We start from the raw sequence: 19,028 nt of genomic DNA on the forward strand, positions 1-19,028 counted from the left end.
CGCAGCGGCGCGGCGCGCGCGGCTGACGCGACCAGCCTGACCCAGCGCGACCCGGCGCGAGCGGGTGGGCGTGCCGCCGATGCGGCTCCCGGGCTTGCCCGACGATGAAACGATGTCGTACTGTCGTCGTCGATAGAACGGAACGGTTTCGTTCTATGTGAACACCAGGTTAACCCGGAGGAGGCACGACGTGAACCTCGCCAGGCTCACCCGACCGCGGGTCGAGGGCGACCGTCAGCAGGAGATCCTCGCGGCCGCCCTCGAGATCCTCGGCGAGGTCGGCTACGACCGCTTCACCATGGACGCCGTGTCGAGCCGCGCCAAGGTCTCCAAGGCAACGCTCTACCGCCACTGGCAGGGCAAGGTCGACCTCGTGGTCGACGCCCTGTCCAGCCTCAAGGGAGAGGAGGGCGAGGCACCGGACACGGGCACCCTGCGAGGCGACCTGCTCGGCGTGATGTGCGGGCACGGCGGCCTCGACGACGAGAAGGCCACGGCCCTCTTCGCCGGCGTGCTCACGGCGATCTGCCGCGACGCGGACTTCGCCGAGGCGTTCCGGCAGCGCTTCATCCAGCCCAAGGTCGTCCGGGCCGACATCGTCTGGAAGCGCGCCGCGGCCCGTGGCGAGCTCCGTGAGGGGATCGACGTCGAGCTTCTGTCCCCGGCCTGTGCTGGGATCGTGCTGCACCGCACCTTCCTTCTCGGCGAGCCTCCGACCGTCGACGTCATCACGCGGGTGGTCGACCAGATCATCCTCCCCGCAGCACTCGAGCCGGCCGCCCTCGCCCGCGAGCTGGCCGACACCGCCACCACCAAGGAGAAGAAGTGACCACCACCGACACCACCGCGACGCCGCCCGACAGCGGCACGCGCCACCTCGGATGGGCGCTCGTGCTCATCTGCGTGGCCCAGCTCATGGTCGTGCTCGACGCGACCATCGCCAACATCGCCCTGCCGTTCATCCAGAAGGACCTCGACTTCTCGGCGGCCACCCTCACGTGGGTGGTCACGGGCTACTCGCTCACCTTCGGCGGCCTGCTGCTGCTGGGCGGGCGCCTCGGCGACCTCTACGGCCGCCGTGCCGTCTTCGTCACGGGCCTGCTGGTCTTCGCCGCGGCCTCCCTCGTCGGCGGCGTCGCGGCCGACGAGCCGATGCTGCTCATCTCGCGTGGCTTCCAGGGGGCCGGCGCCGCGCTGGCCGCTCCGTCCGCCCTGGCGCTCATCACGACGACGTTCCCCGCCGGGCCGTCCCGCAACCGCGCCTTCGCGGTCTACGCGATGATGTCGGGCGTCGGCGCCGCCGTCGGCCTGATCCTCGGCGGCTGGCTGACCGGCCTGGACGGCGTGTTCGGGCTCGACATCGAGGGCTGGCGCCTGACCTTCCTGATCAACGTCCCGATCGGCATCGCCGCCGCCCTGGTCGCCCCGGCCGTCCTGGCCGAGTCCGACCGCCACACCGGCGAGCTCGACATCCCGGGCGCCATCACCGCGACCGGCGGCCTCCTGTCGGTCGTCTACGGCCTGACCCGTGCCGGCAGCGACGGCTGGGGCGACGCGCAGGCGGTCGGCTTCCTCATCGGCGGCGTCGTGCTGCTGGGCCTCTTCGCCCTCGTCGAGACGCGGGTGGAGCACCCGCTCCTGCCGTTCCGGATCTTCGCGAGCCAGACGCGCGCGTCGTCCTTCGTGGCGATGATGCTGCTCCCCGCGGCGATGTTCGCGATGTTCTTCTACCTCTCGCAGTACATCCAGCTGGTCAAGGGCTATAGCCCGCTCCACGCCGGCGTCGCGTTCCTGCCGTTCTGCGTGTTCATGGTGCTCGCCGCCACGATCGCGTCGAACCTGGTCAACCGGATCGACCCGCGCTTCCTCGCCGGCACCGGCACGCTCATCACCGCCGTGTCGCTGTGGGGCTTCAGCCGGATCCCGCACGACGTCACCCTGCCGATCAGCGACGTCGAGGGCGGCTACTGGTCGCACATCTTCCCCTGGATCTGCACGATGTCGTTCGGCATGGGCCTGGTGTTCGTGACGGTGACGCTGACCGCCGTCCACCACCTCCGCACCGAGGACTCCGGCATCGGCTCGGGTGTGCTCAACACCATGCAGCAGGTCGGAGGCGCGCTCGGCCTGGCCATCCTGTCCACGGTGGCGACCCACGTCATGAAGAGCGACTCGGCCGATATCAGCGCCGCTGCCGCCGGCTCGGGTCAGGGCGGCGAGGCCTCGCAGGACATGATCGCGACCATCACGCACCAGGTCTTCGCCCACGGCGCGACCACGGCGTTCCTCGTCGGCGCGGTGATGGCGATCGTCGGATCGGCGATCGTGTGGCTCTTCCTCGACGTCAAGGCCAGCGAGCTGGCCACCGACGGGCCGGAGGGCGTGCACGTCGGCTGACGCCGGCACGCATCCCGCCATCCACGGAGGCGGCCGTCCCTCGGGGCGGCCGCCTCTCGCGTCAGCAGGCGACGACCAGGGCGAACGGCGCGTTGTGCACGGTGTACGGGCTGGTGCCGTCGTACGCGTAGACCTGGACGGTGTGCGGGTCGTTGGTGTTGTTCGGGTCGCTCATCACCTTCGCCTCGTAGAGCACGCCCGGGGTGTAGCCGTTGTTGGACGCCTGCGTCGCACTGACAACCGGGACGCACGCGGAGATGTCCTCGGAGAACTTCACGTAGTAGATCCCGGCGTAGTTCGCGTTCTTCGTGACCGTGACGCCGGGACTGTGCTGGTGCAGCGCTCCGGTCTCGTCGACGCGGGCGAAGAGCGACACGCCATCGGCGCCCGCGGCGCCCGTGGCACCGGTCGGACCGGTGGGGCCCTGGACGCTCCACGAGACCGGCTTCTCGCTCTTCTTGCACTTCTTCGCCAGCCGCAGCGCGCCGTTCGACTTCTTCGCGCACGCCGTGACCGTCGGGCTGCTGCCACTGCTGGCCGCCGCATAGCCGCCCGCCCCCACCGCGATGAGTGCCGCTACCAGCATGACCACCGCCGTCGCCGATGACATCTTCCTCGTGACCACGTGCCGACCTCCGATCGTTCGCAGCGACCGCCGGTCCGGGTCGCCTGCGCCGCTCGCACGGCGTGAGGTCGATCGTCCGGGCCGGCCTTACGAAAACCTTTCGGCCACCTCCCCGGCGTCCGTCAGGCCGGCGTCGGGCCCAGCGTCAGGCCTGCATCAGGTCAGGCTGGCGGCACTCCCCCGGAGGCGTCCGAGCGTCGCCCGAGCGGTGGAGAGGGTCGAGCCCGCCAGACCGCAGGCAGGCGTGAGGACCAGCCGCTCTCCGACCTCGGCCGGATCGAGGCCGAGCATGTCCAGCCACCGCTCGACCCGCTCCACGATCCGCGACGCCTCGGGCGGCGGCCCGACGGCGGGTACGACGCCCAGCGCGACGCCCGCCCCGGCGTCGAGCGCCTCCCCCAGCTCGTCGAGGTCGGCCGCCGAGAGCAGGGCCAGGTCGACGCTGAGCGTGCGGGCGCCGGCGCGCCGGACGATGCCCCACGGCACGTCCGGCGCGCAGGAGTGCACCCAGGGCTCGGCCCCGGCGTCGACCACCGCGGCGAGCACGCGCTCGAGCAGGTCGGAGGCCTCGGGGACGTCGATGCGGCGGTGCTTGCCGAATCCGCTGGCTGTCGGCACCTGAGCGCCGAGGACCGCCGGCAGCGCCGGCTCGTCGATCTGGACCACGAGCCGGTCGACGCCGTCGAGGCGGCGGCGGAGCTCGGCCACGTGGTCGCCGACCGCCTCGGCGAGGGCCTGGGCGAGCTCGCGCCGCGCGCCATGGTCGGCGAGCAGCTTGTCCCCGCGTGGCCGCTCGACCGTGGCGGCCAGGGTCCACGGTCCGGCGAGCTGAGTCTTGAAGCCACCGGCGTACCCCTGCGCGAGCTCCTCGAGGACGTCGAGGTCGTGGGCGAGCAGCGACCGCGCCCGCCGGTGGTCGAGGCCGGGCGAGCCGGCCGAGCCGGTGAGCCGCCAGCCCGCCGGCTGGAGGTCGGCGTCGAGGGGCAGCAGGGAGAGCGTCCGGCCGATCATCGACGCTCCGGCGCCGCGGGCCGGGAGCTCGACGAGGTGCGGCAGGCCCCCCGGCTGCGCCAGCTCGCCGAGGACGATCCGCTGCGCCTCCGGGAAGTCCTCCCCCGGCATCGACCCGACGCCGGTCGCTATCACGGCCACATCCTCACAAATGCACGATCTCGTACGGCGTGTTGCGAGACCCCTCGGCGCGCCATCGCACAAATGCGCGATCGTGGCCGGCGGGTCACGCGGTCACGCGGCCGGTCGAGGCGATGGTGCAGGAGCCGACGACCCGGGTGCCGTCGTAGATGACGGCGGCCTGGCCGGGCGCGATGCCGTACGCCGGGTCGAGCAGCTCGATCTCGACCGGAGCCCCCACTCGGGCCGAGGAAAGCCCCCACTCGGCGGTGGGGTCGGCGGTGGGGTCGGGGATGGGGTCGGGGGCGGTGACCGTGATGACGGCGCGGTGCTCGTCGCCGTGGGCACGGAGCTGGACGGTGCACTCCAGCGGCACCCCGGCGGCCGGCGGGGCCGACGCCCACAGCGGCCGGATGCCCGCGATCCGGGACACCGCGAGGCGCTCGCGCGGGCCGACCGTGACCACCCCGGAGACAGGCTCGATGTCGAGCACGAACCGCGGCCTGCCGTCCGCGGCGGGCACACCCAGGCGCAGGCCACGACGCTGGCCGATCGTCATCCCGAGCGTCCCCGCGTGCCGGCCGACCTCGGCGCCCGACTCGTCCACGATCGGGCCCGGCGCCGTGCCTGGCGCATCCGGGAGCTTCTCCTGGAGCCATCCCGCGGTGTCGCCGTCGGCGACGAAGCAGATGTCGTGCGAGTCGGGCTTGTCGGCCACGAGCAGCCCCCGACGGGCGGCCTCCTCGCGGACGAGCGGCTTGGGGGTGTCGCCGAGGGGGAACATCGCGTGCTCCAGCTGCGACGGAGTGAGCACGCCGAGCACGTAGGACTGGTCCTTGCGGTCGTCGCTCGCGCGGTGCAGCTCCACGGCACCGTCCGCGCCACGGCGCAGCACCGCGTAGTGGCCGGTCGCGACGGCGTCGAAGCCCAGCGCGAGCGCGCGATCCAGCACGGCGGCGAACTTGATCCTCTCGTTGCAGCGCAGGCACGGGTTGGGGGTGCGGCCGGCGGCGTACTCGGCCATGAAGTCCTCGACCACGTCGGCGTGGAAGCGCTCGGACATGTCCCAGACGTAGAACGGGATGCCGATGACGTCGGCGGCACGCCGGGCGTCGTTCGAGTCCTCGATCGTGCAACACCCCCGTGCGCCGCTGCGGTAGGAGGCCGGGTTGCGCGACAGGGCGAGGTGGACGCCGGTCACGTCGTGACCCGCCTCGTGCGCCCGGGCGGCCGCAACGGCGGAGTCGACGCCGCCGGACATGGCGGCGAGGACCCTCATCCGCCCAGTCCGCCCGCTGCTCGGGCGCGCTCGACGCACGGCCCGAGCGCCGCGACGAGCGTGTCCACGTCCGCAGGCGTCGTGGAGTGGCCGAGGGAGAAGCGCAGCGAGGCGCGCGCGACCTCGTCCGAGGCGCCCATCGCGATGAGGACGTGCGAGGGCTGCGGCACTCCGGCCGAGCAGGCCGATCCGGTGGAGCACTCGATGCCCTGGGCGTCGAGCAGCATCAGCAGCGCGTCGCCCTCGCATCCGGGGAAGGAGAAGTGGGCGTTTCCCGGCAGCCGGCCGTCCGCCGAGCCGGGTGCGGCGCCGTTGAGGATCGCGTCGGGAGCCACCTCGAGCACGCCCCGCACGAGCCGGTCGCGCAGAGCGCCGACGCGCTCGGCGTACTCGCCCTGGCTCTTGACCGCGAGCTCGACCGCCGCGGCGAAGCCGGCGATGGCGGGGACGTCGATGGTGCCGGAGCGGATGTCGCGCTCCTGGCCGCCGCCGTGCACCAGGGCGGTGATGGCGAGCTCGCGCCGCGCGAGCAGCGCGCCGACGCCGTACGGGCCGCCGATCTTGTGCCCGGTGAGGGCGAGCGTGTCGACGCCCGAGGCGGCGAAGTCGACCGGCACCGCGCCGACGGCCTGGATCGCGTCGGTGTGGACCGGGACGCCGTACGGCGAGCACAGCTCGACCACCTCGGCGACGGGCTGGACGGTGCCCACCTCGTTGTTGGCCCACATCACGCTCACCAGCGCGATCGACGACGGATCCCGCTCCACGGCGGCACGCAGCGCGTCGAGATCGACGCGCCCGGCCGCGTCGACGGGGACGAGGGACACCTCGAAGCCGTCGGCGGTCTCGAGCCAGTGCAGCGGGTCGAGCACGGCGTGGTGCTCGACGGCCGACGCCAGCACCCGGACACGGCGCGGGTCCGCGTCGCGGCGCGACCACGCGACGCCCTTGAGCGCCAGGTTGTCGGCCTCGGTCCCGCCCGAGGTGAAGACCACCTCGCCGGGGCGGCAGCCCAGCACCGAGGCGATCGTCTCCCGCGACTCCTCCACCACCCGGCGGGCCCGGCGGCCCGAGGCGTGCAGCGAGGAGGCGTTGCCGACGTCGCGCAGGTGCTCGGTCATCGCCTCGATCGCCGCGGGCACCATCGGCGTGGTCGCGGCGTGATCGAGGTAGACGGTGCGCTCGGGCATGACCTCCCAAGCCTACGGCGCGCCCCTCGCATTCCGTCCTTCACCGCCCGTTCACCGCGCCCGCCTAGCCTCGCCCGCGTGATCGACGACCTGCGCGCCTACATCGACAGCCTCCAGATCGATGGCCACGTCATCGGCGAGGACCACGACGACGACCCGGTCCTCATCGACCCGGCCGGGCGGGCGGTGGACACGTGGCGGGAGAACTACCCGTACGAGGAGCGGCTGCCGCGCGAGGTGTACGACGAGCAGAAGTACGCGCTCCAGGTCGAGCTGATCAAGTTCCAGAACCACCTGCAGAGCACCGGCGAGCGCCACGTCATCCTCTTCGAGGGCCGCGACGCGGCCGGCAAGGGCGGCTCGATCAAGCGCTTCATGGAGCACCTCAACCCGCGCTACGCGCGCACCGTCGCCCTGGTGAAGCCGAGCGAGCGCGAGCGCAGCCAGTGGTACTTCCAGCGCTACGTCGCCCACCTGCCCGCCGCGAGCGAGCTCGTCCTCTTCGACCGCTCCTGGTACAACCGCGCCGGCGTCGAGCGGGTGATGGGCTTCTGCTCCGACGAGGAGTACGAGACGTTCATGCACCAGGCGCCGCGGTTCGAGAAGATGCTCGTCGAGTCCGGCATCACCGTCACGAAGTTCTGGTTCTCCGTCACGCAGTCCGAGCAGCGGACCCGCTTCATCATCCGGCAGATCGACCCCGTCCGGCAGTGGAAGCTCTCGCCGATGGACCTGGAGTCCCTCGACCGGTGGGACGCCTACACGGCCGCCAAGGAGGAGATGTTCCGCCGCACCGACACCAACACCGCGCCCTGGACGACGATCAAGTCCAACGACAAGAAGCGAGCGCGGCTCAACGCCATGCGCGCCTTCCTGGCGCCGCGGGAGTACGCCGGCAAGGACCCGGCCGTCGTCGGCACGCCCGACCCGCTGATCGTCACCCGCGGCAAGAAGGCCGTCGGCGACTGAGGACGGCGGGGAGCGGAGTCACCGGTTAACCGGTGACTCGGGAACTTCTCGGCCACCATGCCGGCCCAGAAGTTCCACTCCTGCCTGGGCCGTGGGACGCACGCGGCAGATGTGACGTGGAGGACCGGGCCGACTGCACCGGGGCGGACCGGGCCGACGCGAGCGGCCTCCCGCGCCGCGGTCTGGTCGACCCCCTCATGTCTCAGGGGCCATCGAGGTCGTCGTCGAGCGGCCAGCCACCGAGGGCGAGCATCGCCGAGACCCGGCGTAGGTCCTCGTCGGTCGCGGACTGGAAGGCGTGGTCGCGGACCATGCGGTGGACGTCGTCGGCGGTGACCGCCTGGACCCCCTGGCTCACCGACGCCAGGGCGAGGTCGTCGGCGATGGCCTCAATCTCGGCGTCCGTCAGCCGCCGCCGCAGTACGCCGAGGACCGGCGGGTAGTCACTCGGCGGGACCCCGTCGGGATAGCCCGCCTTGAGCCACTCCAGCATCCGTCCGACCGGGTTCGTCATGGGGTGTCCTCTCGGCCGGGCGAGGTCAGTGCTTCTCGGTGAAGGTGGGGATCACCGTCGAGAAGTCCAGCGCCTTGCCCTGGCCCGAGGCGATCACGAAGAGGATGCCACTGACGATGCCGTAGGCGACCACGAGGAAGAGGATCGCCGCGACCACCTTGCCGGCCGGGTTGCCGGCGGCGTGCGAGGTCTCGGCGTCGCCGCCGGTGCCCCAGGCCAGCGAGCGGATGCCGAGGGCGTAGATCGCGGGCAGGCCCGCACCGAGGACGAGGCTCGCGAGGAGGACCTTCCAGATCGCGTCGCCGGCGTACTGCAGGTCGCTGGTGAAGGCGTTGAGCGGGATCATCGGACGGCCTCCGGGGTGAGCGTGGGCGTGGTCGCAGGGGTGGCGCCCTGCCAGTCGTCGTTGACGTTGTGGGCGCCGACCGGCGTCTTGCGGGAGTGGCGGAACATGTAGCCGGCGAGGCAGAGGAGGACCACGAACTCGACGATCGACCCGGCGGTGAGCCCGAAGAGGTGGCCCACGACCCACATCGCGCCACCGACGATCGCGGCCGCGGGGAGGGTGAGCAGCCAGCCGAGCACCATCCGGCCGGCGACGCCCCAGCGCACCTCGGCGCCGGGACGGCCGAGGCCGGTGCCGAGGATGGAGCCGGTGGCGACATGGGTGGTCGAGAGGGCGAAGCCGAGATGGCTCGAGGCGAGGATGACGGCGGCGCTGGAGGCCTCGGCGGCCACGCCCTGCGGCGGCTCGATCTCGACGAGGCCCTTGCCGAGCGTACGGATGATGCGCCAGCCGCCGAGGTAGGTGCCGAGCGCGATCGCGATGGCGCAGACCAGCTTGACCCAGAACGGGATGGCGTCGGTGTGGTTCCAGTCGCCGGTCGCGATCAGCGCGAGCGTGATGACGCCCATGGTCTTCTGGGCGTCGTTGGTGCCGTGCGCGAGGCTGACCAGGGAGGCGGTGCCGATCTGGCCCCAGCGGAAGCCGGAGTTGGTGAACCGGGCGGCCACGCCGACGGTGAGGCGGTAGATCAGCCAGGTGCCGATGCCTGCGACGAGTGCGGCGACGACCGGCGAGAGCACGGCGGGCAGGAGCACCTTGCCGACGACGCCGTCGAGCTTGGTGCCGTCGCCGGCCCAGTTGACGCCGTCCCAGCCCAGGCTGGTGATGGTGGCGCCGATCAGGCCGCCGAAGAGCGCGTGGCTGGAGCTCGAGGGGAGGCCGAGGAGCCAGGTGAGGAGGTTCCAGGCAATGCCGCCGATGAGGCCGGCCAGCACGATCGCGAGCAGCGTGTCGCCGGAGACGGTCAGCGCCTGAGAGGCGGAGCCGGCGTCGGCGTCGAAGGTCTTGACGACCGCGTTGGTCACGGTCAGCGCCACGGCCACCGAGAGGAAGGCGCCGACGAGGTTGAGGACCGCCGAGAGCGCGACGGCGATCTTGGGCCGCAGCGCGCCGGTGGCGATGGAGGTGGCCATCGCGTTGCCGGTGTCGTGGAAGCCGTTGGTGAAGTCGAATCCGAGTGCCGTGATGACCACGAGCACGAGGACGAGGGTCTCGGAGCTCACCCCTCGAGCCTGGGCGCGCCGGGGACCGCCGACAAGGGACCGGACGAGGTGTTCGGCGAGTGTTCACCCGCCGACAGGAGGGGCTCAGCGGCGGCTCAGCGCCGCCTCAGATCGGCCGTCAGAGCAGGGCGAGGTCGTCGCGGTGGATGACCTCGCGGGCGTGGTCCGGGTCGAGGTCGGCGGTCGGGCGGCCGAGCAGCTGCGGGATCTCGTCGGCATCGAAGGCGGCCAGCCCGCGAGCGACGGCTAGCCCGTCGGGGCCGACCACGTCGACCGGGTCGCCGGCGTGGAAGTCTCCGGAGGCGCCCGTGACGCCGACGGCCAGGAGCGACGCGCCGCGCTCGACGAGCGCCCGCACGGCCCCGGCGTCGATCGTGATCGCGCCGGCGGGCTCGGTGGCGTGGGCGAGCCACAGCCGCCGCGCCGAGGCACGGCGGCCGGTGGCGTGGAAGAGCGTGCCGGTGTCGGCGCCGGCGAGGGCGGCGGCGGCGCGATCGGCGGCCGCGAGGACGACGGGGATGCCCGCCTCGACGGCGATCCGGGCGGCCTCGAGCTTGGTGACCATGCCTCCGGTGCCGACCCCCGCGGCACCTGCGGCGCCGATCTCGACGCCGGCCAGGTCGGCCAGGGACGCCACCTCGGCGATGCGGCTGGCGCCCGGCCGCGCCGGCGGGGCGTCGTACAGGCCGTCGACGTCGCTGAGGAGGACGAGCAGGTCGGCGTGGACGAGGTGGGCGACGAGCGCGGCGAGCCGGTCATTGTCGCCGAACCGGATCTCCGACGTCGCGACCGTGTCGTTCTCGTTCACGATCGGCAGGACGCCGAGCTCGAGCAGCTTCGCGAACGTCTGCCGGGCGTTGCGATAGTGGCTGCGGCGGGTCACGTCGTCGACCGTCAGCAGCACCTGGCTCGCGGTGAGCCCGTGGCGGGCGAGCTCCTCGGTGTAGCGGTGCACGAGGAGGCCCTGGCCCACGCTCGCGGCCGCCTGCTGGGAAGCGAGGTCACGGGGACGGCGGCTGAAGCCGAGGGGCGCGAGCCCGGCGGCGATCGCACCGGAGGAGACGAGGACGAGCTCGCTCCCGCGCGCGCGGGCCTCGGCGAGGGCGTCGACCAGCGCGCTGACCCGGGCCGGGTCGATGCCGCCCGCCGCGGTGGTGAGGGACGAGGAGCCGACCTTGACGACGATCCGCCGCGCGTCGGCGACCTGCTGCCTCACCTGTCCTCGCCAGCGGCGTCGCCGGGGTCGTCCTCGGAGAGGTCGAAGAACTCCGCGTCGGGGTCGTCCTCGGAGCCGATCTCGTAGGAGACGGGGGCGCCCGACTCGGCCAGGCGTCGGGCGACGTCCGCGCGGGTCTCGCCCTCCGAGCGCTCCTCCATCGCCTCCTGGATGTCGCGACGGCGCTGCGCGGCGGGCCGGTCCTCGGTGAATCGCTGGTCCTCGCCGCGGCGGCCCAGCATCTCGGCGCCGGCCTGGACGGATGGCCGGAAGTCGAAGACCACGGCGTTCGTGCCGGGGTCGCCGATGAGCACCGTGTCGCCCTCGACCGCCCCGAGCTGCAGGAGCCGGTCCTCGATGCCCAGGCGGTTGAGCCGGTCGGCGAGGTAGCCCACCGCCTCCTCGTTGTTGAAGTCGGTCTGGCGCACCCACCGCTCCGGCTTGGCTCCGCGCACGACGTACCCCTCCTGGGTGGGGGTGATCGCGAAGTCGGCGCCGCCGTCGACCGCCTGCGGGCGGATGACGATCCGCTTGGCCTCGGCGACGGGCTTCTCCCGCCGGGCGGCCGCGACGAGCTCGGCCATCGCGAAGATGAGCTCGCGCGTGCCCTCGCCGCTGGCGGCGGAGATCGGGAAGACGCGGTAGCCCTTGGCCTGCAGGTCGTCGATCGTCATGTCGGCGATGTCGCGGCCGTCGGGGACGTCGATCTTGTTGAGCGCGACGAGGCGGGGGCGGTCCTCGAGGCCGCCGTGGCTGGCGAGCTCGTTCTCGATGACGTCCAGATCGTCGACGGGGTTGCGGCCCGGCTCGATCGACGCGGTGTCGAGGACGTGGACCAGTGCGGCGCAGCGCTCGATGTGGCGCAGGAACTCGTGGCCGAGGCCACGGCCCTCGCTGGCACCCTCGATCAGGCCGGGCACGTCGGCGACGGTGAAGGTGACCTCGCCGGCGGAGACGACGCCGAGGTTGGGCACGAGCGTGGTGAAGGGGTAGTCGGCGATCTTCGGCCGGGCGCGGCTGATCGCGGCGATGAGGCTCGACTTGCCCGCGGACGGGAAGCCCACGAGGCCGACGTCGGCGACGACCTTGAGCTCGAGGCCGATCTCGAGCTCCTCCCCCGGCTCGCCGAGCAGGGCGAAGCCGGGTGCCTTCCGCTTGGACGACGCCAGCGCGGCGTTGCCGAGGCCGCCGCGACCGCCCTCCGCGATGACCAGCTCGGTGCCGGCGCCGACCATGTCGGCGAGCACGTTGCCCGATCCGTCGGTGACGACGGTGCCGTCGGGGACGGGGAGGATCAGGTCGGAGCCGTGGGCGCCGTTTTTGTGGTCACCGGCGCCCTGGCCGCCGTTGGTGGCGGCGCGCTTCGGGGAGTGGTGGTAGTCGATCAGCGTGGTGACGTCGGGGTCGACGCGGAGGATCACCGACCCGCCCGGGCCCCCGTTGCCGCCGTCGGGTCCGCCCAGGGGCTTGAACTTCTCCCGGTGGACCGAGGCGACGCCGTGGCCGCCCCGTCCGGCCGCGACATGGAGACGCACGCGGTCGACGAAGGTGGGCACAGCCATGGGTGGATCCTCTCAGATCGAGTAGGGGCTTAGATTCGCCGAATGGGGGCTTCGGGAAAGGCGAATGGGGGCTCCGAGTCGATCACTCGACCCGAAGCCCCCATTCGGCGAATCTAAGCCCCTACTCGATCACTCGGCGGGGACGATGTTCACGACGCGGCGACCGCGGCGGGTGCCGAACTGCACCGCGCCGGCGGTGAGGGCGAACAGGGTGTCGTCGCCGCCACGGCCCACGCCGGAGCCCGGGTGGAAGTGGGTGCCACGCTGGCGGACGATGATCTCGCCGGCGTTGACGACCTGGCCGCCGAAGCGCTTCACGCCGAGGCGCTGGGAGTTCGAGTCGCGGCCGTTCTTGGTGGACGCCGCGCCCTTCTTGTGTGCCATCTCTTCAGTCCTTCTGGAGTCTCGTCGGCGATCTCAGGCAGAGATCGCGGTGACCTTGACCTGCGTGTAGTGCTGGCGGTGACCCTGGCGCTTCTTGTAGCCGGTCTTGTTCTTGTACTTCTGGATGATGATCTTGGGGCCCTTGGCGGCGCCGACGATCTCAGCCGTGACGGACGCCTTGTCGAGCCCGGTCGCGGTCACGGTCTCGCCGTCGACGAGGAGCACGACCGGCAGGGTGACGGCAGCACCGGCCTGGGCGCCATCGATCTTGTCGATGGTGATGACGTCGCCGACGGCAACCTTCTGCTGCTTGCTGCCAGCCTTCACGATCGCGTACACCGCGGTCTCCTTCGTCGTGCTTCAGTGATGCTTCGAGTGATTCAAGTCTGAGTTCGATCCGGTCGCGGCGCCGCACCTCGTGGGGGCGCACACAACGAGGATCAATACTAGGGGCCGTCCAGCCTGGCGGCAAAACGCCGACGACCGCCCTCAGCCGCCGGTCTGCACCCGCCAGAGCGCGGCATAGGCGCCACCCGTGCCGACGAGCTCATCGTGGGAGCCGGACTCGACGACGCGGCCCCCGTCGAGCACCCAGATCCGGTGGGCGTGACGGACCGTCGAGAGTCGGTGGGCGACCACCAGGGTGGTGCAGCTCTCGCCGATGCGACGCAGCGAGGCCTGGATCGCGGCCTCCGTCTCGTTGTCGACTGCGCTGGTCGCCTCGTCGAGTACCAGCACGGCCGGTCGGCGCAGTAGAGCGCGAGCCAGGGCGATGCGCTGGCGCTGCCCACCGGAGAGGGTCACGCCGCGCTCCCCCACCAGGGTGTCGAGCCCCTCGGGGAGCCCGTCGACGTAGTCGGCGACGGCCGCTGCCTCGACCGCCTCGCGGATCTCGGCGCGGCTCGCGTCGGGCCGGCCGTAGGCGACGTTCTCGGCGATCGTGCCGGCGAAGAGGAACACGTCCTGCGCGACGTACCCCATCGACCCCCGCAGCGAGTCCCACGCGAGGTCGCTGACGTCGACCCCGTCGAGGGTCACCGTGCCGGCGCGAGGATCGTCGAAGCGCAGCACGAGCCGCAGCAGCGTGGACTTCCCCGCACCGGTCGCACCGACCACGGCATGGGTCTCTCCGGCCGGCACGACCAGGGAGACGTCGTGGAGGACGTCCGGCGCGTCGGCGTACCCGGCGGTGACGCCCCGCAGCTCGATCCGACCGCGCACCGGCGCCGGGAGTACGCCGTCTCCGGCTGTGACGGCGACGGGCTCGTCGAGGAGGCCGAGGATGCGCTTCGCCGAGGCCATCCCCCGCCGGTACTCGTCGAGGACGACGGCCACGTCCGTGAGCGGCCAGAGCAGGCGCTGGGTCATGAAGACCAGCACCGAGTAGAGGCCTACCTCCAGCTGGCCGTCGAGGGCGCGCAGACCGCCGATCAGGAGCGTGCAGGTGAACCCGACGAGGATCGCGATGCGGACGAGGGGGACGAAGGCCGCGGCCGAGCGGATCGCCGCGACGTTGGCTCGCCGGTAGTCGTCGGAGAGCCGCTGGATCCGGTGGCGCTCGCGGGCCTCGGCGGTGAACGCCTTGATCGTCATCAGGCCGCCGAGGTTGGCGACGAGCGCGGCCGAGAGCTGCCCGACGGTCTCGCGGACCCGGGCGTAGAGCGGCTCGAGCCGCCGCGCGAAGAGCAGCGAGCCCGCGATGATGACGGGGATCGGCAGGAAGGCGAGCACCAGCAGCTGCACCGAGGCGGCCGCGAAGACGACGCCCACCAGGATCACGTTGAGGGCGGTCTGCACGATGGCCGGAGCGCCCGAGGACAGGAAGCCCTCGAGCTGGTTCACGTCGTCGTTGAGCACCGCCAGCGTGGCTCCCTGAGCCCGGCGCTCGTGCCAGCTCATGGGCAGGGCCTGGACGTGGTCGTAGGCCTCCACCCGGAGGGTGTGCTCGACCTCCTGGGCCAGGCCGCTCCACAGCACCTCGGCGGCGTACTCCGTCGCCGACTCCGCCACCCACACCACGACGTTGATCGCGGCCAGCCAGGCCAGCTGCGCGGCTCGGGACTCCACCCCGAACCAGGCGGAGACCCAGGAGTCCGAGCCCCTGATCACCACGTCGACCGCCACGCCGATCAGCAGCTCGGGGACGACGTCGGCGACCTTGTTGGCCGTCGTCAGGAGAAGCGCCAGCAGAACCCGGCCACGCCACTCCCGGTAGCGCGACCAGAGCGAGCGCAGGGGCTGGTCGACGTTCACGGGAGCCTGCCGTAGGAGCCGAGCGGCAGCACGAGCGGCGCTCCGGAGACGGGGTCGTCGATCACCCGGCACGGCAGGTCGAAGACCTGTTCGACGACCTGCTCGGCGATCACCTCGCGCGGTGGCCCGTCGGCGACGATCCGGCCGTCCCTCATCGCGATCACCTGGGAGGCGTAGCGCGCGGCATGGTTCAGGTCGTGGAGGACGGCGACGATGGTCCGGCCGTCCCGGTTGAGCCGGGCGAAGAGCTCCAGGAGCTCGATCTGGTGGGCGATGTCGAGGAAGGTCGTCGGCTCGTCCAGCAGCATCAGCGGCGTCTCCTGGGCGAGCACCATCGCCACCCACGCGCGCTGCCGCTGCCCGCCCGAGAGCTCATCGACCAGCCGGTCGGCGAGGTCGGCGACGCCCGTCACGGCCATGGCCTCGGCCACGGCCCGCTCGTCGGCGCGCGACCACTGCCGCCAGGCGGACTGGTGCGGGTGCCGGCCGCGGGCGACCAGGTCCTCCACCGTGATGCCGTCGGGCGCGAGCGCGGTCTGGGGCAGCAGTCCCAGACGTCGTGCGACCTGCCGGGACGGCAGGTCGTTGATCTCCCTGCCGTCGAGGAGGACGTGCCCGGCGATGGGCTTCATCAGCCGCGACAGCGTCCGCAGCAGGGTGGACTTGCCGCAGGCGTTCGGCCCGATGATGGCCGTGAACGACCCTTCCGCGACGTCGAGGCCGACGTCCTCCCCGACCGGCTCACCGCGATAGCCGAAGCTCAGGCCGGATGCACTCAGGACCATCGGATCTCCTTCTTGGCCTCAGCCACGAGCAGCAGCACCAGGAAAACGCCTCCGACCGAGACCGTGACGAGGCCGACCGGAAGGATCTGACCGAAGGCGTTCGCGCCGAGGACGTCGCAGCCGACGAGCAGTGCCGCCCCACAGACGGCCGACGGAAGCAGCTGCACACCGGGTGCGCGAGTCAGGCGCAGCGCGATCTGCGGCGCAGCCAGGGACACGAACGCGATCGGCCCGCAGATCGCGGTCACGGTGGCCGAGAGCGTCACCCCGGCGAGCATCAGGCCGACGCGGGTGCGCTCGGCGTCGATGCCGAGCGCGCGGGCGGCGTCGTCGCCCATCTCGAGGAACCGCATCCTCGGGCCGAGCCACGCCAGGATGGCGACGCCGAGCGCCAGCGAGGGGACCGCCGTCCGGACATCGGACCACGCCACGCCGTTGAGCGACCCGGCACCCCACAGCGCCGCCATCTGGGCCTGGAAGAGGTTCGCCTTCAGGATGAGATAGCTGTTGACAGCGCCCGCCAGCGAGGTGATGGCGATGCCGACGACGATCAGGCGGAAGCCCTGCACGCCCCGCTTGTACGCCAGCACGTAGACCAGCGCCGCGGTGATCGTCCCGCCCGCGACCGCGGAGGGGATCACGCCCACCGATCCCTGGAGCACCAGGATCGACACGACCGCACCGGTATAGGCACCCGCGTCGAACCCGATGATGTCGGGGCTGCCGAGAGGATTGCGGGTCAGCGACTGCAGGACCGCGCCGGCGAGTCCCAGCGCCGCGCCGAAGAGCAGCCCGAGCGTCACCCGAGGCAATCGCCAATGGACCACGACCTTCTCGATGATCTCCCCCGCGTCGCCGACCAGCGCCCGGACCACGTCGCCCGGCGCGATCTGGATCGCCCCGACGCTGAGCTCCGTGATCGCCGCGGCGACGCAGCAGGAGAGGAGGGCCGCGAGCACGAGCAGGCTCCGGGGCCGAAGACGCCAGGACGCCACGTCCCCGATCCGGAGGACGATCCTGCTCACAGGCCGCTCACCCGTCGGCGGCGTACCAGCCAGACCAGGGCCGGCGCTCCGATCACTGCCGTGACCAGGCCTGCCGGGATCTCGTCGGGGATCGCGACGACCCGGCCGACCACATCGGCGTAGACGAGGAGCGAGGGGCCGAGCACCGCGGAGTAGGCGAGAATCCAGCGCTGGTCCGGCCCGGTGATCCATCGCGCGACGTGCGGCACCATCATCCCGACGAAGACGATCAGTCCGACGGCGGCGGCGCACAGTCCGCACAGGACCGTCACCGCGACCACGACCGCGAGCCTGATCCGCCCCTGATGGATGCCCAGAGCGGTCGCCAGGTCGTCGCCGAGCGCGACGGCGTTGAGCCCGCGGGCGGCGTACGCCGCGAGGGCGAGCGCCGCGAGCTCGTACGGCGCGACGAGGCGGACGGTCTCCCAGGTGATGCCCTCCAGGGTCCCGGCGGCATAGGTGCGCAACGCCTGCAGCGCGGCCTGGTTGAGGATCCGCAGCACGGCCAGGACACCCTCGAGGACCGCACCGACCGCGACGCCCGCGAGCACGAGGGTGACCATCGAGCTGCCGCCGATGCTGCCGATCGCGTAGACCACGACGGTCGCCACCACGGCACCCACGAAGGACGTCCACACGAGCTCGGTACGGCCGATTCCGGGCACAGCCAACACCGCGACCACCATGGCGAACGCCGCGCCGGACGAGACGCCGAGCAGGCCCGGCTCGGCCAGCGCGTTGCGGGTCAGGCCCTGCATCAGCGCACCCGCGACGGCCAGCGCGCAACCGGCCATCAGCCCCATCACCGTCCGCGGGATCCGCTGCTGGACGACGATGACGTGCGCCTCCCCGTTGTCGGCGAACAGCCCGGTGATCACGTCCGGCAGCGCGAGGGGCCGGGATCCCAGCGCAAGGCTCAGGAGCACCGCGACGGCGAGCGCCGCGAGTGCTGCGATCAGGCCGACGAGGCGGCGCCCGCGCGACGTACGCGCGGACACCGCCTCCTGGTCGGCGACGAGCGTGCTCACCCGGTGAGCGCTCGGCGGACGATCTCCAGGAATGCCAGCTGGCCACTGGGACCGCCGAAGCTGATGCCGTACTCGAAGGCCGCGATGTGGTCGTCCTTCACGAAGGGCAGGCCGGTCCACAGCGAGTTGCCGGCGAGCTCGGCGTTCTTCTTCTCCACGAATCCGGCCTCGCCCGCCGGATAGAAGGCGTAGTCGATCCCGGACAGCTTGCCGAACTGCTCGGCGCTGATGCTGGTGCCCTCGAGGTCGTCCGCCTCGGCGAGCGGGTCCACTGTCAGGCCGAGGTCGCGCAGCACCGTGCAGAGGTTGTCGTAGAGACAGGTGAGCTGGACGTTGTCGCCCCAGTACCAGTCGACGGGGGCGACCGTGATGGTGGACAGGTCGTCGGTGCCCTGCGCCTCCTTGATGTCCGCGATCGCCTGAGCGAGCTTCTCCTTGTAGGTCGCGACGTACGCGTCGTACTCCTCGGTGCGGCCGAGGTCCTCGGCCACCTTCTCGAAGCTGTCCATCCAGTAGCCGGCGTAGAAGTTGTAGGAGTAGGTCGGCGCGATCTCGGGAAGCCGCTTCACCACCTTCTTGTCACCGCCCAGGCTGTTGAGGATGAAGTCGGGCTTCGCGAGCAGCAGGGTGTCGTAGTCGAAGTCGGGGTAGTTGTTGAAGAGCTTGAGCCCGCCCAGCACGTTGTGCGGGAAGTAGCACGGGAAGTCCTCGACCCGGTCGTCCTTCGGCTGGGTCTCTTTCAGGGGGATGCCCAGCGTCAGCAGCATGTCGATGTCGATCGGATAGAAGCCGACGGCGTGGCTGATGTTCGCCGGGACGGTGGTCTTCTCGATCCCGGTGTCGACGGTCTTCTCCGCGGCGGGACCCGGTGACGGCTCGGGCACGTCCCGGTCGGCGACATACCAGTCGTCGCACGAGGCGGGCCTCTCCCTCGCGGTGAGGGCCGATGCCGCGGGCGAGCTGGCGCTCTCGCTCGGATCGGTGGCCGCGACGTCGGTCGAGCAGGCGGTCAGCCCACTGACGAGCAGCAGGCTGACGGTGGTCGCGTAGAGGCGCAGAGTCGGTCGCGGCATGGGCGTTCCTTCGGTGGCATGGCTGGAG

19 protein-coding genes are annotated in these 19,028 nt (G+C 71.9%); 3 read left to right on the plus strand and 16 right to left on the minus strand.

Features of this window, described 5'->3' with window-relative positions; translation table 11 throughout:
• Positions 1-190: 190 nt before the first annotated feature.
• On the plus strand, positions 191-829 hold the full coding sequence (locus tag QM572_RS02750) for a TetR/AcrR family transcriptional regulator (protein WP_415089777.1): 639 nt from the start codon (positions 191-193) through the stop codon (positions 827-829).
• The gene (locus QM572_RS02755; RefSeq protein WP_415089779.1) at positions 826-2,397 is read left to right on the plus strand and encodes an MFS transporter; all 1,572 of its coding nucleotides are present in this window, start codon (positions 826-828) and stop codon (positions 2,395-2,397) included. The genes QM572_RS02750 and QM572_RS02755 overlap by 4 nt, the downstream gene beginning before the upstream one ends.
• Before the next feature lie 61 nt (positions 2,398-2,458).
• On the opposite strand, the gene QM572_RS02760 is transcribed toward QM572_RS02755, so the two are convergent.
• The 4 genes from QM572_RS02760 to QM572_RS02775 all read right to left on the minus strand — a co-directional run bounded on the left by QM572_RS02760 (position 2,459) and on the right by QM572_RS02775 (position 6,622).
• On the minus strand, positions 2,459-2,983 hold the full coding sequence (locus QM572_RS02760; RefSeq protein WP_415089781.1) for a hypothetical protein: 525 nt from the start codon (positions 2,981-2,983) through the stop codon (positions 2,459-2,461).
• Between the two features lie 195 nt (positions 2,984-3,178).
• The gene (locus tag QM572_RS02765; RefSeq protein ID WP_415089783.1) at positions 3,179-4,168 is read right to left on the minus strand and encodes a methionine synthase; all 990 of its coding nucleotides are present in this window, start codon (positions 4,166-4,168) and stop codon (positions 3,179-3,181) included.
• 91 nt (positions 4,169-4,259) lie between these two features.
• Positions 4,260-5,432, minus strand: a complete 1,173-nt coding sequence (mnmA, locus tag QM572_RS02770) for a tRNA 2-thiouridine(34) synthase MnmA (protein ID WP_415089785.1) — start codon at positions 5,430-5,432, stop codon at positions 4,260-4,262.
• Entirely contained in the window at positions 5,429-6,622 is a 1,194-nt protein-coding gene (locus tag QM572_RS02775) for a cysteine desulfurase family protein (protein ID WP_415089787.1), read from the minus strand. Before QM572_RS02775 ends, mnmA begins: the two co-directional genes overlap by 4 nt.
• 78 nt (positions 6,623-6,700) lie before the next feature.
• Between QM572_RS02775 and ppk2 the strand changes: the two genes are divergently transcribed.
• A complete protein-coding gene (gene ppk2 / locus QM572_RS02780) occupies positions 6,701-7,591 on the plus strand; it encodes a polyphosphate kinase 2 (protein ID WP_415089789.1) in 891 nt (296 codons plus the stop codon).
• A gap of 202 nt (positions 7,592-7,793) precedes the next feature.
• Here the strand turns inward: ppk2 and QM572_RS02785 are convergent, their stop codons facing one another.
• From QM572_RS02785 to QM572_RS02840, 12 genes are all read right to left on the minus strand, one after another.
• A complete protein-coding gene (locus QM572_RS02785; protein WP_415089791.1) occupies positions 7,794-8,105 on the minus strand; it encodes a DUF3349 domain-containing protein in 312 nt (103 codons plus the stop codon).
• Between the two features lie 25 nt (positions 8,106-8,130).
• Complete coding sequence (locus QM572_RS02790; RefSeq protein WP_415089792.1) at positions 8,131-8,451, minus strand: hypothetical protein; 321 nt, start codon at positions 8,449-8,451, stop codon at positions 8,131-8,133.
• A complete protein-coding gene (locus tag QM572_RS02795) occupies positions 8,448-9,674 on the minus strand; it encodes an inorganic phosphate transporter (RefSeq protein ID WP_415089794.1) in 1,227 nt (408 codons plus the stop codon). The genes QM572_RS02790 and QM572_RS02795 overlap by 4 nt, the downstream gene beginning before the upstream one ends.
• A 118-nt stretch (positions 9,675-9,792) precedes the next feature.
• The gene (gene proB / locus QM572_RS02800) at positions 9,793-10,890 is read right to left on the minus strand and encodes a glutamate 5-kinase (RefSeq protein WP_415089796.1); all 1,098 of its coding nucleotides are present in this window, start codon (positions 10,888-10,890) and stop codon (positions 9,793-9,795) included.
• Positions 10,887-12,452, minus strand: a complete 1,566-nt coding sequence (obgE, locus tag QM572_RS02805; protein ID WP_415089798.1) for a GTPase ObgE — start codon at positions 12,450-12,452, stop codon at positions 10,887-10,889. The genes proB and obgE overlap by 4 nt, the downstream gene beginning before the upstream one ends.
• Positions 12,453-12,581: 129 nt before the next feature.
• A complete protein-coding gene (gene rpmA / locus QM572_RS02810) occupies positions 12,582-12,836 on the minus strand; it encodes a 50S ribosomal protein L27 (protein ID WP_415089800.1) in 255 nt (84 codons plus the stop codon).
• A 33-nt stretch (positions 12,837-12,869) separates the two neighbouring features.
• Positions 12,870-13,175, minus strand: coding sequence for a 50S ribosomal protein L21 (gene rplU / locus QM572_RS02815; RefSeq protein ID WP_415089802.1), 306 nt, complete (start codon positions 13,173-13,175; stop codon positions 12,870-12,872).
• 150 nt (positions 13,176-13,325) lie between these two features.
• A complete protein-coding gene (locus QM572_RS02820; RefSeq protein ID WP_415089805.1) occupies positions 13,326-15,089 on the minus strand; it encodes an ABC transporter ATP-binding protein in 1,764 nt (587 codons plus the stop codon).
• A complete protein-coding gene (locus tag QM572_RS02825; protein WP_415089807.1) occupies positions 15,086-15,874 on the minus strand; it encodes an ABC transporter ATP-binding protein in 789 nt (262 codons plus the stop codon). The genes QM572_RS02820 and QM572_RS02825 overlap by 4 nt, the downstream gene beginning before the upstream one ends.
• Complete coding sequence (locus tag QM572_RS02830) at positions 15,865-16,899, minus strand: FecCD family ABC transporter permease (RefSeq protein WP_415089809.1); 1,035 nt, start codon at positions 16,897-16,899, stop codon at positions 15,865-15,867. The genes QM572_RS02825 and QM572_RS02830 overlap by 10 nt, the downstream gene beginning before the upstream one ends.
• Entirely contained in the window at positions 16,896-17,927 is a 1,032-nt protein-coding gene (locus QM572_RS02835; RefSeq protein ID WP_415089811.1) for a FecCD family ABC transporter permease, read from the minus strand. Before QM572_RS02835 ends, QM572_RS02830 begins: the two co-directional genes overlap by 4 nt.
• Positions 17,924-19,000: an ABC transporter substrate-binding protein gene (locus QM572_RS02840; protein WP_415089813.1), complete on the minus strand. Its 1,077-nt coding sequence runs from the start codon at positions 18,998-19,000 to the stop codon at positions 17,924-17,926. Before QM572_RS02840 ends, QM572_RS02835 begins: the two co-directional genes overlap by 4 nt.
• Positions 19,001-19,028 lie beyond the last annotated feature (28 nt).

Origin of the sequence: Nocardioides sp., assembly GCF_047607365.1 — a bacterium.
Lineage (GTDB): Bacteria > Actinomycetota > Actinomycetes > Propionibacteriales > Nocardioidaceae > Nocardioides.

Excerpts from the sequence above, each read along its gene's own strand:
- QM572_RS02760 (WP_415089781.1), bottom strand. The coding sequence starts at position 2,983 with ATGCTGGTAGCGGCACTCATCGCGGTGGGGGCGGGCGGCTATGCGGCG.
- mnmA (WP_415089785.1), bottom strand. The coding sequence starts at position 5,432 with ATGAGGGTCCTCGCCGCCATGTCCGGCGGCGTCGACTCCGCCGTTGCG.
- QM572_RS02775 (WP_415089787.1), bottom strand. The coding sequence starts at position 6,622 with ATGCCCGAGCGCACCGTCTACCTCGATCACGCCGCGACCACGCCGATG.
- QM572_RS02785 (WP_415089791.1), bottom strand. The coding sequence starts at position 8,105 with ATGACGAACCCGGTCGGACGGATGCTGGAGTGGCTCAAGGCGGGCTAT.
- QM572_RS02790 (WP_415089792.1), bottom strand. The coding sequence starts at position 8,451 with ATGATCCCGCTCAACGCCTTCACCAGCGACCTGCAGTACGCCGGCGAC.
- obgE (WP_415089798.1), bottom strand. The coding sequence starts at position 12,452 with ATGGCTGTGCCCACCTTCGTCGACCGCGTGCGTCTCCATGTCGCGGCC.
- rpmA (WP_415089800.1), bottom strand. The coding sequence starts at position 12,836 with ATGGCACACAAGAAGGGCGCGGCGTCCACCAAGAACGGCCGCGACTCG.
- QM572_RS02825 (WP_415089807.1), bottom strand. The coding sequence starts at position 15,874 with ATGGTCCTGAGTGCATCCGGCCTGAGCTTCGGCTATCGCGGTGAGCCG.
- QM572_RS02840 (WP_415089813.1), bottom strand. The coding sequence starts at position 19,000 with ATGCCGCGACCGACTCTGCGCCTCTACGCGACCACCGTCAGCCTGCTG.